This is a genomic window from Streptomyces sp. NPDC043176 (assembly GCF_056436715.1).
Map to the genome: position 1 here is coordinate 36765 of NZ_JBWKCA010000015.1, position 14281 is coordinate 51045.

The window sequence follows — 14281 nt, forward strand, 5'->3', positions numbered from 1 at the left end:
GCCCGGGGGACTCCCCGGACCCGCCGCCGTCTCACCGGACGCCCGCGGTCAGTCGTACGGGATGACGACCACGGAGCGGTCGGTGCCGGTCTGGAGCCGCGAGTCGCCGTTGCCGATGGCGCTCCAGACCTCCAGGCGGACCGTGCCGCCGCGCAGGTCGCCGAGCGTGCCGGTGGCGGACTTCAGGCCACGTGCCTGGGCGTACTCCTCCCATCCGGTGACCGGGTCGGTCGCGAAGTAGTGGTAGGTCTCCGTCCGGTCGAAGGTGCCGTCGCCGGTGAGGTCGTAGCTGATCCTGGCCTGCTGGCCGAGGCCGACGGCCGTGCCCGCGTCCACCTGGAGGCGGAAGGCGGTGGCGCCGCCGGACCTGAGGGTGCCGTTGACCCCCCTGACCTCGTAGACGAGCGGCCGGTTCGGAGTGCCGTCGTGGTTGGCACCGCCGGCGGAGGCGATGGTGTCGCTGCCCGCGGTGGCGCCGGTGGCCGTGGTGAGGGTCCCGCCGGTGCGGAGCTGGAAGGTGTTGCCGGTGGACGGCTCCGGGTCCGGGCCGGGGTCGGTGCCGCCCGTCCCGCTGCCGGTGGCGGTCGAACGGGCGGGGACGGTGAGGGACTTGCCGTCGGAGAACGTCACCGTGCGGGCGGTCGTGCCGTGGTTGTGGGCGACGTAGGTGCGGGTGGTGCCCTTGAGGAAGACGGCGGAGGTGGGCAGGGAGCCGGTGACGGTGGCGTCGGGGGCGCCGAGGGTGTCGAGTGCGGTGAGCCAGTGGTAGGTGTGGGCCTTGGACTCGCCCGCTTCCGGGGTGTACCCGGCGTTCCCCGCGTCCCACTTGGCCTTGGCGGCGGCGGGATCGGCGAAGGACTGGAACTCCCAGAGGATGTCGCGCCATTCGACGGCGGGGCCGCCGTTCTCCCGTTCCATCTCGGCGATGTTGCGCCGGACGGCGTCCTTGCGTGCGCCGAGGTGGAGCGAACCGCCGGTCACGGGGAGGACGTTGATGCCGTGGATCTCCTCGGGGTTGGCGGTCCACCAGGTGGAGTAGGCGGCGCCGCTGCCCCAGACCATGCCGACGGTGTCGTGCTGGAAGGAGGCGGGGAAGACCTGCTGGTCGGCGTCGAACCAGTACTGGGCGATGGCCTCGCCCTCGGTGGTGAGCAGGTACGTGCCGAGGTCGCGCAGGGCGGTGTCACCGGTGGCCGCGCCCCACAGGACGAGCGCGGCGCTGAGGTTGGTCGACTCGGAGGAGGACTCCTGGTTGTTGCCGGCGGCGAAGCCCTGGTGGCCGCTGGCCCAGCTGTGCCCGGCGTAGACGTCGAAGCCGCGCAGGAAGGGGAAGGAGCCGTCGGTGCGGCTGGGGTTGGCGGTGTCGCGGACCAGGGTCTTCACCATGGCGCCCCAGGCGGAGTCGGCGGCCCAGGCGGGGTCGTACTGGGCGACGATCGCGGCGGCGTACACGTAGTAGCCGTAGTGGAAGTGGTGGTCGTTGAGTTCGGTGTCGCTGCCGTAGGAGGCGGGGTAGCCGGTGAGGGTCCTCCACGTCCTGTCGTACGAGAACTCGCTGGCGCCTCCGGCCGTGAACCAGTCCTGGAGGCGGCCCTTCATCAGGCCGAGGAGCTTGTCGCGGATCGCGCCCTCGCCGATCTGGTCGGCGAGCGGGACGAGCTGGGCGAGCTTTCCGAGGGCCTTGCCGGTCCAGTAGGTGTCGACGGCGCCGGAGAAGGGGTCGGAGGCGTTGGCCACCTCGTTCAGGTAGCCGCGCAGCCGGGCGGTGTCCGCGCCCGTGCCGCCGGGGAGCGCGGGCAGGGTGGCGGCGGCGCGCTGGGAGGTGGTGAAGGAGGCGGACTCGCGGACCTTCATGGTGCCGCGGGGCGAGACGTAGGTGTACGGGGTGAGCGGGTCGGTGGTGTGCAGCCACTGGTGGCGGTAGAGGGCCTGGAGGGTGCCTCGCTCGGTGCCCTCCTTGGCCTCGGTGGTGAGGCCGTAGGTGGCCCGGACGGTGCCCGCGTCGTAGCTCCAGTTCACGGTGGATCCGGTGACGAAGCTGTAGGCGTACTTCCGGTAGGTCGCCAGGGCGTCGGTGGAGGGCAGGACGGCGACGGAGAAGTAGTCCTTGCCGCCGAGGCCGGCGGTGACCGTGGTGCCGGAGACGTTCCAGTCGGTGCCGGTGGGCGCGAAGAGGGCGTAGTGGTGGCCCGCGACGGTGATGCCGAGGACGTTGCCCTGGTCGGCGAAAACGGCGGGCGTCTCGGCGGTGGTGATCCGGGCGTCGCCTCCGCTGCCCTTGGCGTACACGAAGGGCATGCCGTGGCCGATGGTGGTGCGCAGGGTGCGGGAGCCGTCGGACCAGTAGGGGGTGACGGTCCAGTCGGACCAGGCGTCGGCCTTGGTGTCCGGCGAGTTGAGGCCGGTGAGGCCGAGGGTGAGGTCGCGTTTGTGCGCGAACTCGTACTGGCGCCCGTCGCCGACGACGGCGGGGCTGGTCGGGTAGCCGATCTCCAGGCCCCCGGCGACGGCCTGGTAGGTGAGCGGGTGGCCGTACATGGGGGTGGAGTACGGGTTGTCGCCGTAGCGCTGGAAGGCGAGGGAGGACCACCAGTCGTTGGTGGGGACCGGCTTGCCCTGGGCGGCGGGGGTGACCTTGGGGGTGACCGGCGCGCCGGTGTTGGTGGTGGGGCCGGAGGTTCCGGCGGGGCGGGTGTCGGAGTAGCTTCCGGCGCCCGTGGGCACGGTGGCCGCTGCCGCCGGGGCGGCGGCGGGACCCAGGCCCAGGGCGGCGAGGGCGGAGACCAGGACCAGCGCTGCGGCCGGCCTTGTGCGGGGGGCTGGCATGAACGGCACCTCATGTCGTCGCGGAGTCGGGGATCGCGTGGGCGAGGGGCTGAGCGGGGCTGTCGCGTGTGCTGAGCGAGGGACTGTGCGTGTGCTGAGCGAGGGGTTGTGCGTGCGTTGGGCGTCGGGCCGAGCCACGCCTGAGAGCGCTCTCAGATGGCCGGAAACGTAAAACCCTCGAAACAGGTGTGTCAAGAGATTGAACACAGCGGGGAGTTGAGGCCGTGTCTCGTCCGTTACGCCTTCGAGCCTTGACGGATGAGCCGCCGCGCGGGCACGCTCCCTCCGCAGCCTTGAGAGCGCTCTCAACCGCTCTCGCTCGTTCCGGAACCAAGGGAGGCTTCCCATGCCCATCGCCCGAGCCGCCAAGAGAGCCGCCGTCCGCCTGGGGGCGGTCGCGCTCACCGGGGCACTCCTCGCCGCCTGCGGAGGTTCGACGGACGACACGTCCTCGGACGGCGCGGGCGGCAAGGTCACGATCACCGTGGACCTGTTCGGCTCCTTCGGATACAAGGAGGCCGGCCTCTACGCCGAGTACGAGAAGCTCCACCCCGGCGTCACGATCAAGCAGACGGACACCGAGGACGAGGCCGACTACTGGAAGTCCCTCCAGACCCGCCTCGCCGGCGGCGGCGGGCTCGCCGACGTCCAGGGCATCGAGGTGGGCCGGATCGCCTCCGTCACCCAGCAGCAGGCCGACCGCTTCACCGACCTCCGCAAGTACGGCGCGGACGCCCTGAAGGACCAGTTCGCCCCCGCCAAGTGGGCCGCCGCCACCGGCAAGGGCGGCGAGGTCCTCGGGCTCGGCACGGACGTCGGCCCCGAGGCGATGTGCTACCGGACGGACCTGTTCAAGCAGGCGGGACTGCCCACCGACCGCGACGAACTGGCCAAGAAGTGGGCCACCTGGGACGGCTACCTGGACCTCGGCAAGCAGTACAAGGCGAAGGCGACCGGCAAGAGCGCCTGGCTCGACAGCGTCGGCAGCCTCTACTCGATCATGATCGGGCAGGAGAGGGAGCGGTACTACGACGCCTCCGGGAAGCTGATCTGGGAGGAGAACCCGGCCCTCCGCACCGCCTGGGACCACTCCGTCCAGGCGGCCCAGGACGGCCTGAGCGCCAAGCTCGACCAGTGGTCCCCGGCGTGGAACCAGGCCTTCGCCGCCGGCTCCTTCGCCACCATCCCCTGCCCCGCCTGGATGCTCGGCTACATCAAGGGCCAGGCCGGTGAGACCGGCAAGGGCAAGTGGGACGTCGCCCCGCTCCCCGGCGGCGCCGGCAACTGGGGCGGTTCCTACCTGGCCGTGCCGAAGGGCGCCGCGCACAAGAAGGAGGCGTACGAGCTGATCAAGTGGCTCACCGCCCCCGAGCAGCAGACCCGCCTCTTCGAGAAGCAGGGCAACTTCCCCTCCGCCACCGGCGCGATCGAGGAGGTCGCCGACGCGAAGGACCCGTTCTTCTCCGACGCCCCGATCGGGAAGATCTTCGGCGACGCGGCGAAGGCCGCCCCCGTCCAGGTCCTCGGCGTGCACGACCAGAACATCGCCCAGCAGATCACCAACGCCCTCAGCGAGGTCGAGCGCAAGGGCACCTCGCCCGAGAAGGCCTGGTCGAACGCGCAGAAGGGTGTCGCCAACACCATCGGCTGACCCGCGCGGTCGGCCGACCCGCACCCTCGGCCGACCCGCACAGCCGGGTGCCCGGCACTCTCCTCCCCGACCTCTCACCGAAGGGCCGCACCGTGACCCTCACCGCATCCCAGGCGCCGGCGCCGCCGGGCCGGATCGCGCCGCCCCGGCGGCGGGGATCCGCCCTGCGGGCCTGGCGGACGTTCTCGCCTTACGCCTATCTGGCCCCGTTCTTCACCCTGTTCGCCGCGTTCGGCCTGTTCCCGCTGGTCTACACGGCGTACGTGTCGCTGTACCGGGTGGAGCTCCAGACGCCCGGCGACATGCAGTGGCGGGGCTTCGGCAACTACACCGCCCTCCTCGGCGACGAGTACTTCTGGCTCGCGCTGCGCAACACCTTCACCATCGGCGTGCTCTCCACCGTGCCGCAGCTGGTGATGGCGCTCGGCCTGGCGCACCTGCTGAACTACCGGCTGCGGGGACGCACTTTCCTGCGGACCGCGATCCTGCTGCCGTACGCGACCTCGGTGGCGGCCGCCACCCTCGTCTTCGCCCAGCTCTTCGGGAGCGACTTCGGGCTCGTCAACTACGTCCTGGGCGTGGTCGGCATCGACCCCGTGGACTGGCAGAACGACACGGTCGCCTCCCAGATCGCCGTGTCGAGCATCGTCATCTGGCGGTGGACCGGCTACAACGCCCTGATCTACCTGGCGGGCATGCAGTCCATCCCGAACGAGCTGTACGAGGCCGCCGCGATGGACGGGGCCTCGCGGTGGCGGCAGTTCTTCCACGTCACGCTGCCCGGTCTGCGGCCCACGATCGTCTTCACCGTCGTCGTCTCCACGATCGGCGCGACCCAGCTGTTCGGGGAGCCGCTGCTGCTCGAAGGCCAGATCTCGGGCGGCATCTCGCACCAGTACCAGACGCTCGGCCTCTACATGTACGAGCAGGGCTGGGGCTTCTTCCACCTGGGCCGGGCCGCGGCCATCGCCTGGGTGATGTTCCTGCTCATCGTGGTGCTCGTCGGGGTCAACGCCCTGATCGCGCGCCGCCGTTCCCGCAAGGAGGCCGGCCGATGACCGCGCCGATCGCCCCCGCGGCGGCCTCGGCGCCGGCCGCCCCCGCCACCCCGCCGGCCTCCGGCCCGACCTCCGGTCGTACCGGACGGCCGCGCCGACGGTCCTCGCGGGCGGGGCGCACCCTGCACGCCGGGCCGGTCGCGTACACGATCCTGATCCTCGCCGTGCTGGTGTCCGCGTTCCCCTTCTACTGGACGATCGTCGCCGCCAGCCGCTCCAACGCCGATCTGGCCCGGGTCCCGCCGGCACTGCTGCCGGGCCCCCACCTGATGCGGAACTTCGAGGCGGTCCTCGAGGAGGCGGACATCGGCAAGGCGCTGCTGAACTCCCTCATCGTGTCGGGCTCGATCACCCTCGGCACCGTACTGTGCTGCACGCTGGCCGGGTTCGCCTTCGCCAAGCTGCGCTTCCGGGGGCGGGGCGCGCTGCTCGCGGTCACGGTGGGCACGATGATGATCCCGCCGCAGCTGGGTGTCATCCCGCTGTTCATGCTGATCGCCGAACTGGGGTGGGTGAACCAGCTCCAGGCGGTGATCCTGCCGGGTCTGGTGTCCGCGTTCGGGGTGTTCTTCATGCGGCAGTACCTGGTGCAGTCGCTGCCGGACGAGCTGATCGAGGCGGCCCGGGTCGACGGCGCGTCCACGGCCAGGATCTTCTGGTCGATCGTGGTGCCCGTGGCCCGGCCCGGCATGGCGGTGCTCGGGCTGCTGACCTTCATGGCGGCGTGGAACGACTTCTTCTGGCCGGTCGTCGCCCTGACCTCCTCCGAGCCCACCGTCCAGGTCGCGCTGCGCCAGCTCGGCGGCGGCTACGTCCACGACCAGTCCGTGATCATGGCGGGCACGCTGCTCGGCACCCTCCCGGTGCTGCTGGTCTTCGGACTGCTCGGCCGCCAGATCGTGGGCGGCATCATGCAGGGCGCGGTCAAGGGCTGACCCACCGCGGCCCCGCCCCATCCCGCCGGCTCTCCGCCCTCCGGCCGGCACGGCACCTGCCCTCCTCCCCCCCATTCTCTCCCCCAAGACGTCCCGACCCGAGGGAGTTCCCTTCCCATGACCGCGCTCGACACCCACACCGACACCACGGCCGCCCTCCGGTTCCCCGAGGGCTTCCGCTGGGGCACCGCCACCGCCGCCTACCAGATCGAGGGGGCCGCCGCCGAGGACGGCCGCACGCCGTCCATCTGGGACACCTTCAGCCGCACGCCGGGCAAGGTCCGCAACGGCGACACCGGTGACATCGCGGCCGACCACTACCACCGCGTCGACGAGGACATCGCCCTCATGCGGCGGCTCGGGGTGACCGACTACCGCTTCTCCGTCGCGTGGCCCCGGGTCCAGCCGACCGGGCGCGGCCCCGCCGTGCACAAGGGCCTGGACTTCTACCGGCGCCTCGCCGACTCGCTCCTGGAGGCGGGCATCCGCCCGGTGGCGACGCTCTACCACTGGGACCTGCCGCAGGAGCTGGAGGACACGGGCGGCTGGCCCCACCGGGAGACCGCGTACCGCTTCGCCGAGTACGCGGGCATCATGGCGGACGCCCTCGGAGACCGGGTGGCGACCTGGACGACGCTGAACGAGCCGTGGTGCGCCGCGTTCCTCGGCTACGGCAACGGGGTGCACGCGCCGGGCCGCACCAGCGACCTCGCCGCGCTGCGCGCCGCCCACCACCTCAACCTGGCCCACGGGCTCGCGGCGCGCGTGCTGCGCGGCGCGCTGCCCGGTTCCGCCGAGGTGTCCCTGACCCTCAACCTGCACGCGGTGCGGGCCCGTTCGCAGGCGCCCGAGGACGTCGACGCGGCCCGGCGGATCGACGCGGTGGGCAACCGGATCTTCCTCGACCCCGTCTTCCACGGGCGGCTGCCGGAGGACCTGGTCCGTGACACGGCGGCGGTCACCGACTGGTCCTTCGTCCAGGACGGGGACCTCGCGGCGGCCGCCGCGCCGATCGACTCCCTCGGCATCAACTACTACTCCCCCGCCGTCGTCGCGGCCGGTTCGTCCGAGTCGCCGTCTCCGTGGGCGGGCGCGGAGCGGCACGTCCGCTTCGAGCCGGCGCCGGGGCCGCGGACCGCCATGGACTGGCCGGTGGACGCGGACGGACTGCACGAGCTCCTCGTCCGGCTGCGGGACGAGCTGCCCGGCGTACCGCTGGTGATCACGGAGAACGGCGCGGCGTACGACGACTACGCCGACCCCTCGGGCCGGGTGAAGGACCCCGAGCGGGTGGCGTACCTCCACGCGCACCTGGCAGCGGTGCACCGGGCGCTCGCGGACGGCGCGGACGTGCGGGGCTACTTCCTGTGGTCGCTGCTCGACAACTTCGAGTGGGCGTACGGCTACAGCAAGCGGTTCGGCATCGTCCACGTCGACTTCGCCACGCAGCGCCGGACGCCGAAGGACAGTGCCCGCTGGTACGCGGAGGTCATCGCCCGGGGCGGGCTCGCCGGGTCCTGAGGGTGCGGCCTGGTCCCGCGAAGGGGCGCCGCGGTTCCCCCCTCGGGTCCAGGTGCCGCCCGGCTGGGGTTCGCCGGGGCCGGGGCCGGGGTCGGTGCCCGTGGTCCTCAGGGTCAGACCGTAGTTCCGGAGCAGCGGGTTCAGCGGCTGGAAGAAGGTGGTGCCGCCGCTGGAGCAGGTGCCGGAGCCGCCGGAGCCCTTGACGTACGGGGTGGAGGTCCAGCTGGAGTCGGCCGCGACCCGGGCCATGTCGTTGCCGGGGAAGACCGAGCCCTGGAAGGTGCCCCGCGCGACCTGGTTGAAGCCGCTGGTGGTGGTGCCCGCCCGGCCGCAGTGGGCGGCGGTGGCGCCGGCCTCGGCCTCGTAGGCGAGGCGGCTGAGGGCCTGTGCCCGGGTGAGGCCCGGGTCGCGGCCCATGGCCTGGAGGAGCTCGGGCTGGGCGGAGGCCGCGCCGAGGGTCCGCGCGGCGGTGCCGGCGGCGCCGGGCCCGACGCGCGCACCGCCGGCCTGCTCGCCCTCGTCCACGGCGCGAAGCTGCACCGCCTGGCCTTCCCCGACGTGCCCCGCAAGCAGGTCGCGCCCCGCCTGGAGCGGATCACGGAAGGCCGGTGGGTCGCCGAGGACGTCCGGAAGGCGATCCGCGACATGCGGGCCGCGATGGCCGCGGTCGCCGTGGCGACCACGGTGGCCGTCACGAGCTGACCGGGCGGATCCCCGGCCCGCCGTCCGCCGGCCGGGGGCTCCCGCGGCCGGTCAGGAGGCGTTGGGGCCGACGTCGGCGGGGGTGAGGGGGCGGCGGAGGGGCGCGGTGGCGGCGTACTCGTCCGCGCCGACGTCACGGGGGGTGCCGCGCGGGTCGCCGTCGATGTCCTCGGTGACGAGGACGCCGGTGAAGGTGGCCGCGCCGATCGCGGGACTGTCCGCCGCCAGGCGGTGGATGCCGTCGGCGCCGGGCAGGAGGCGCGGGTCGACGCGGGTGTAGCCGGCGGCGGGCAGGGTGCCGTCGGCGGCAGCGCCCCAGAGGATGTTGCCCTGCCAGGTGAAGCCGCTGGTGCGGCCCAGGGCGACGAGGCTGCCGGCGTCGCCGACGAGGAGGTTGTCGGCGACGACGACGTCCCGGGGTTCGTACGTGCGGCTCTCTCCGGAGAGGCAACTCCTGTTGCCGCGGAAGGTGTTGTGGAGGATGACGGCGCCGTCGCACGCGTCGTTGCCGCGTCGCTGCTCGGTGGTCTCGCCGTCGGTGTGGTCGCGGGTGGTGCCGCTGCCGATGACGAGCGCGCGGCCGGTCAGGCCGGCGAGGTGGTTGTTCACGACGAGGTGGTCGTTGCCGTAGAGGCGGATGCCCTCCTTGCCGCCGAGCAGGTGGTTGCCCTCCACGGTGGTCCGGTTGCCGTGGCGGAGCACGATGCCGCCCTGGCTGTCGCGGATCGTGTTGTGGCGGATGGTGTTGTCGGAGGACTTCACCGAGATGGCCTCGGGGTCGCCGTCGCACCGCTCGAACAGGTTGTACTCCACGATCGCGTGGGCGCCGGACAGCGCCCGGCTGCTGACGCCGAGCCGGATCGACTCGCCGCCGTTGGCGCCGGTGTAGCCGTGGCGGGCGAAGTGGTTCCTGAAGACGTGGAGGCGCTGGGCGACGGCGGTCGTGCCGGGGCCGTCGACGACGAGGAAGATGCCCTGCGTGGTCCTGTCGTGGAACCGGTTCCGGTCGATCTTGGCGTCGTCGCCCTCCACCAGGACCCAGTCGAGGCCGGGTTCGTCGGCGAGCTGGAAGTCGTTGCGGGTCAGCCGGATGCCGGTGCTGTCCGCCGGGATCGCGAGCGTCTCGCTCTGCCGGAACGCGAAGCCGCTGAGCGTGACGTAGGCCGAGTCGCGGAAGACGAAACTGCGCTCGCCGCGCAGCACGGCGCCGCCCCGGGACGCGGAGACGACGGTGATGGGCGCGCCGGCGGTGCCCTTCCTGCCCGTGACGGTGAGGGCGCCGCCCGGCGGGACGGTGTACGTGCCGTCCGCGACGACGATCCGGTCGCCGGCGACGGCCCGGTCGATCGCGCTCTGCAGCTCGGCCAGGGACGTGACCGGCGCAGTGGCCGCGGCCGGGGCCACGGGGGCGAGCAGGGTGTCGAGCGGGACGGCGGCCGCCGCCGCGCCGATGAGGGAGCCCGTGAGGAAGGTCCGTCGTCGCATGATGCCTCCTGGGGAAGAGAGGAGTTCGCGCGGGGCCCGTCGCGGGGCCCTTTCGCGTCCCGACCGGGCCGGACCCGGTGCGGGCCCCCACGGCCCGCCCCGGATCCGGCCTGGTCAGGACGGGACGCGCCCCACTCTCCCGCCTGCCGCTCACGTCCCGCTGACGTTCCGCTAACGCGCCCCGCCGGGCACCGGACCGGGCCCGATCGGGTGGACCTCGGGAAGGGCCGGGGGAAGAGGGGTGTACGTGCGCGGACGGACGGTTCAGGATGGGGCCGGCGGAGCGCCCCGGTCTTCGTCCTCGTGGGTCCACGTGAAGGTGGGGGAGATGACCGGCCGACGCAGGGCGATCACCCGGCTGCTGACGATGTCTCTGACGATTTCCCTGACCGCGGGGCCGGCGACGGCCCTCGGCTCCCCCGCGCTGCCGTCCCGGCTCGTCGCCGACCAGACGACGATCTCGCACGACGACCTGCGCACCGGCTGGGACCACGACGAGCCGGGGCTCGGCCCCGACCAGGTGTCCAGTTCGGACTTCGGGCTGCAGTTCTCCACCCCCGTCGACGGCCAGGTCTACGCCCAGCCTCTGGTGGTGGGGCGGACGCTGATCGCCGCCACGGAGAACAACAAGGCGTACGGCATCGACGCGGCCACCGGCGGCATCGGCTGGACGAAGGACCTCGGCGCGCCGTGGCCCGCCTCCGCCGTCAGCTGCGGGGACCTGGTGCCGAACATCGGGGTCACGTCGACCCCGGTGTACGACCCGGTCAGCAACGCCGTCTACCTGACGTCGAAGGTGAACGACGGCCCCGACGTCCAGCACCCCAACTGGTACGTGCACGCCCTCGACCCCGCGACGGGCGCCGAGCGGGCGGGCTGGCCGGTCAAGGTGGCGGGCGCGCCGGTGAACGACCCCGGGCGCGCGTTCAACCCGTACACCGCCGGGCAGCGGCCCGGGCTGCTCCTCATGGGCGGCTCGGTGTACGCGGCCTTCGCCTCGCACTGCGACCGCGGGCCGTACGTGGGCTACGTCATGGGAGTCAACACCACGACCCGCAGGACCACGCTGTGGGCGACCGAGGACGCGTCGGCGAACGGCATGGCCGGTGTGTGGATGAGCGGGGGCGGTCTCGTCTCCGACGGTCCCGGCCGGATCCTGTTCTCGACGGGCAACGGGGTCTCCCCCGCACCCGGACCCGGCAACCGGCCGCCCGGCCAGCTCGCGGAGTCGGTGGTGCGGCTCGGGGTGAACAGCGACGGCACGATGTCGGCGCAGGACTTCTTCAGCCCCTCCAACGCCTCCCAACTCGACCTGAACGACACGGACCTGGGCTCCGGCGGCCCGGTCGGCCTGCCGGAGCCCTACTTCGGCACCAGCCGGTACCCGCGGCTGCTCGCGGAGATCGGCAAGGACGGCCGGCTCTTCCTCCTCGACCGCGACGGCCTCGGCGGACGCAGCCAGGGTCCGGGCGGAACCGACAAGGTGGTCGGCGTGTTCGGGCCGTACGAGGGGGTCTGGGGGCACCCCGCCGTGTACGGCGGCCAGGGCGGGTACGTCTACACCATCGGCAGCAACGGACCGCTGCGGGCCTTCGCGTACGGGCTGTCCGGCTCGGGCCTCCCGGTGCTCAGCAACACCGGGAGCAGCGCCCAGCGGTTCGGCTACACCTCGGGTTCGCCGGTGGTGACGTCGACCGGGACGAACCCGGGCTCGGCGCTGGTGTGGGCCGTCGCCTCCGACGGGGCGAACGGCGCCAACGGGCAGCTGCGCGCCTACGACGCCGTACCCGTGAACGGGGAGCTGCGGCTCCGCTGGTCGGCGCCGATCGGGGTGGCGTCGAAGTTCGCCGTGCCGGCCACGGACAACGGGCGCATCTACGTGGGCACCCGGGACGGACGCGTGATGTCCTTCGGCCGTCCCGCGAACTCGGCGCTGCACGGTGAGCCGGTGGACGCCGGCGATGTCGCGGTCGGCTCCTCGGGTACGGTCACGGCGACCGTCACGGCGACCCGTGACGTGACGCTCACCGGGGTGCGCACCCCGGCCGGCAGCGCGTTCTCCGCGTCCTCGGCCGGTCTGCCGCGCACGCTGCGGGCGGGTGAGGCGCACACCGCGCAGGTGACCTTCTCCCCCACGTCGCCGGGGGCCGACACGTCGGCGCTGACCTTCGCCACGGACGTCGGCGACAGCGCGCTCGGCCTGACCGGTTACGGGACCCGGCCGGGTCTCCTCGCGTCCCCGGGATCCCTCGACTTCGACACGGTGCCGACCACGTCCCGCAAGACGCTCGGCGTGACGTTCACGAACACGGGGACGACCGACGAGACCCTCTCCTCGGTCTCCCTGCCCGGCGGCCCGTTCACCGTCGCCGATCCGCCGGCCGTGGGTACCGTCGTGCGTCCGCGCCAGTCCGTCACCGTGCAGGTGACGTACGCGCCGACCGTCGCCGGGCAGCACACGGGGACGGTCGCGGTCGCCGGCGGGAGCGGCACCGCGTCCGTCTCCCTGGCGGGTACGGCGGTGACCGGGCGGGCGGAGCTCACCATCACGCCCACCTCGACGGACTTCGGTCAGGTGCGGGTCGGCGAGTCGGTCACCAGGACCTTCGACATCGCCAACACGGGCAACATCCCGCTCACCATCACCAAGGCCAAGCCGCCGGCGGCGCCCTTCCACGTGACGAACCCGATCAGCGAGGGCCAGGTCCTCGGCCCGGAGGACGTGGTCCACCAGGCCGTCACGTTCTCGCCGACGGCCATCGGAGCCGTATCGGCCGGGTACGAGCTGACCGCCGACGACGGGCAGGGGGCGCTGAAGGAGACGCTGACCGGCACGGGGACCGCCGGCACCGTGGTCAACGTCCCGTCGCCCGGCGCGGGCGGCTGGAAGCTGAACGGCTCCGCGCGGATCTCCGGGAACGACCTCCAGCTGACGCAGGCGACGGCCTCCCAGCGGGGTACGGCGGTCTGGCCCGTGCCGGTGCTCACCGACGGTCTGAAGGCGTCGTTCACCACGGTGATCGGTGGCGGGACCGGCGCCGACGGCCTGTCCTTCTCGCTCCTCGACCCGGCCAGGACCACGCCGTCCGCGCTCGGCGGTGTCGGCGGCGCGCTCGGCTTCGGCGGGCTGCCCGGTGTGGCCGTCGCCTTCGACACCTTCCGCAACACGGGCGATCCGTACACGAACTTCGTCGGTGTCTCCACCGGCGGCACCAGCTCGACCCTCAGCTACGCGACGACCACGCCGAACGTGCCGAACCTGCGGTCGGGCACGCACGCGGTGTCCGTCACGGTCACCGGCAAGACGATCGCGGTGTCCGTCGACGGCGTCGAGCGGCTCCGGACCACGGTGGCGACGCTGCCGCCGACGGCGTTCCTCGCGTTCGGCGGCGGGACCGGCGGCGTCACCGACATCCACGCCGTCCGGGGGGCGGCGATCACCGCCGCCTCGTACGCGGTGCCTCCGCCGGGGCCCAACGGCTGGACGTACAACGGCAGCGCCGCGCTGTCCGGCACCTCGCTCGTCCTCACCCCCGCCACGGCCGGCGTCAGGGGTTCGGCGATCCAGGCCACCTCCGTGCCCTCGGCGCGGCTGCGGGCCCGCTTCACCGCCACCCTGTCGGGCGGCACCGGCGCCGACGGGCTCGCGCTGCTGCTCCTCGATGCGGCACGGGCGACGCCGACGTCCCTGGGCGCCGGGGGCGGTGGGCTCGGCTTCAGCGGGCTGCCCGGGGTCGCGGTGACCCTGGACACCTACCGCAACGGCAACGACCCGTCGGCGAACTTCGTCGCCGTGTCCACCGGCGGCACCGGAACCACCCTGCAGTACGCGGCGACCTCGTCGAACGTCCCCGCCCTGCGGACCGGCAGCCATGTGATCGACCTGAACGTCACCGCGGCCGGGCGCCTCATCGTGCTGGTCGACGGCACCCAGGTCATCGACGTGGCGGTCACGCTGCCGCGCAACGTCCTGGTCGGCTTCAGCGCCGCCAACGGCGGCCTGACCGACCGTCACACGGTCAGCGGGGTGCGGATCGGCTACTGAGGCCCCCCGGCCCGGGCGGGGGCTGCCCGCGGGTGCGGCGCACCGACTCGACCGGGAT

8 protein-coding genes and 1 pseudogene are annotated in these 14281 nt (G+C 73.0%); 6 read left to right on the top strand and 3 right to left on the bottom strand.

From position 1 onward, the window contains the following. Window positions 1-48 precede the first annotated feature (48 nt). Window positions 49-2826 (bottom strand): glycosyl hydrolase, encoded by a 2778-nt coding sequence (locus tag AC067A_RS23825; RefSeq protein ID WP_479244495.1) that lies wholly within the window; start codon window positions 2824-2826, stop codon window positions 49-51. Window positions 2827-3172: 346 nt separating this feature from the next. On the opposite strand from AC067A_RS23825, the gene AC067A_RS23830 reads away from it, so the two are divergent. The 4 genes from AC067A_RS23830 (at window position 3173) to AC067A_RS23845 (ending at window position 7991) form a co-directional block, all read left to right on the top strand. Beyond that, window positions 3173-4477 carry an ABC transporter substrate-binding protein gene (locus AC067A_RS23830; protein WP_479244496.1) on the top strand — a complete coding sequence of 435 codons (1305 nt, stop codon included), beginning with the start codon at window positions 3173-3175 and terminating at the stop codon, window positions 4475-4477. A gap of 92 nt (window positions 4478-4569) precedes the next feature. Then, window positions 4570-5535 carry a carbohydrate ABC transporter permease gene (locus tag AC067A_RS23835; RefSeq protein ID WP_479244497.1) on the top strand — a complete coding sequence of 322 codons (966 nt, stop codon included), beginning with the start codon at window positions 4570-4572 and terminating at the stop codon, window positions 5533-5535. Further along, window positions 5532-6470 carry a carbohydrate ABC transporter permease gene (locus AC067A_RS23840; protein ID WP_479244498.1) on the top strand — a complete coding sequence of 313 codons (939 nt, stop codon included), beginning with the start codon at window positions 5532-5534 and terminating at the stop codon, window positions 6468-6470. The genes AC067A_RS23835 and AC067A_RS23840 overlap by 4 nt, the downstream gene beginning before the upstream one ends. Before the next feature lie 117 nt (window positions 6471-6587). After that, on the top strand, window positions 6588-7991 hold the full coding sequence (locus AC067A_RS23845) for a GH1 family beta-glucosidase (RefSeq protein WP_479244499.1): 1404 nt from the start codon (window positions 6588-6590) through the stop codon (window positions 7989-7991). 39 nt (window positions 7992-8030) lie between these two features. On the opposite strand, the pseudogene AC067A_RS23850 reads toward AC067A_RS23845, so the two are convergent. Beyond that, window positions 8031-8339 (bottom strand): annotated as a pseudogene (locus AC067A_RS23850) (hypothetical protein); the annotation flags it as partial. On the opposite strand from AC067A_RS23850, the gene AC067A_RS23855 reads away from it, so the two are divergent. After that, window positions 8325-8693, top strand: coding sequence for a GPP34 family phosphoprotein (locus AC067A_RS23855; protein WP_479244500.1), 369 nt, complete (start codon window positions 8325-8327; stop codon window positions 8691-8693). The pseudogene AC067A_RS23850 and the gene AC067A_RS23855 overlap by 15 nt on opposite strands. A gap of 51 nt (window positions 8694-8744) precedes the next feature. Here AC067A_RS23855 and AC067A_RS23860 read toward each other — a convergent pair whose 3' ends face one another. Continuing rightward, a complete protein-coding gene (locus tag AC067A_RS23860; protein ID WP_479244501.1) occupies window positions 8745-10178 on the bottom strand; it encodes a chondroitinase-B domain-containing protein in 1434 nt (477 codons plus the stop codon). Window positions 10179-10506: 328 nt separating this feature from the next. Here AC067A_RS23860 and AC067A_RS23865 point away from each other — a divergent pair, with 328 nt between their 5' ends. Beyond that, on the top strand, window positions 10507-14223 hold the full coding sequence (locus AC067A_RS23865; protein ID WP_479244502.1) for a choice-of-anchor D domain-containing protein: 3717 nt from the start codon (window positions 10507-10509) through the stop codon (window positions 14221-14223). Window positions 14224-14281: the final 58 nt, after the last annotated feature.

Coding starts and splice junctions, on each gene's coding strand:
- AC067A_RS23825 (WP_479244495.1), bottom strand. CDS start 2,826: ATGCCAGCCCCCCGCACAAGGCCGGCCGCAGCGCTGGTCCTGGTCTCC.
- AC067A_RS23830 (WP_479244496.1), top strand. CDS start 3,173: ATGCCCATCGCCCGAGCCGCCAAGAGAGCCGCCGTCCGCCTGGGGGCG.
- AC067A_RS23840 (WP_479244498.1), top strand. CDS start 5,532: ATGACCGCGCCGATCGCCCCCGCGGCGGCCTCGGCGCCGGCCGCCCCC.
- AC067A_RS23845 (WP_479244499.1), top strand. CDS start 6,588: ATGACCGCGCTCGACACCCACACCGACACCACGGCCGCCCTCCGGTTC.
- AC067A_RS23860 (WP_479244501.1), bottom strand. CDS start 10,178: ATGCGACGACGGACCTTCCTCACGGGCTCCCTCATCGGCGCGGCGGCG.
- AC067A_RS23865 (WP_479244502.1), top strand. CDS start 10,507: ATGACCGGCCGACGCAGGGCGATCACCCGGCTGCTGACGATGTCTCTG.